The organism is Arthrobacter sp. Y3223164 (genome assembly GCF_059091005.1).
In genome coordinates, this window is the sequence record NZ_JBNHGF010000904.1 from 1 (window position 1) to 381 (window position 381).

The 381-nt window shown below is 72.2% G+C and carries 1 pseudogene; it reads right to left on the bottom strand.

What is annotated here, in order from left to right:
• Positions 1-111 precede the first annotated feature (111 nt).
• Positions 112-381, bottom strand: a pseudogene (locus AC5RUJ_RS18650) (sugar ABC transporter permease); the annotation flags it as partial.

A 381-nucleotide genomic window follows, 5' to 3' on the forward strand; every position in this document is an offset into this window, starting at 1 on the left:
GCGCGACCGCGGCGCTGTCCAGCACCCCGCCCCCGGCGTCCGCCAGCACGGCCTTGCTGCTGCCCGTGCCGATGTCGATGCCCAGGAACATGTCGCTCCGGCGGCCGGCCACTAGGCGCGGCCGTGCGAGGTGCGGGACTTGCGGGAGACGGCGTCGAGGATCACGGCCAGCAGCAGCACCAGGCCGGTGATCATGTACCGGAACGAGGACTCAAGGTTCAGCAGGGTGAGGCCGCTGGAGATGGACTGGATGACCAGGATGCCCAGGAGGGCCGAGAAGGCCGAGCCGCGGCCGCCGAACAGGCTGGTCCCGCCGATCACCGCGGCGGCGATGGCGTTCAGGTTCACGTCCCCGGTGCCGCTGCTCTGCGCCGAGGCGGC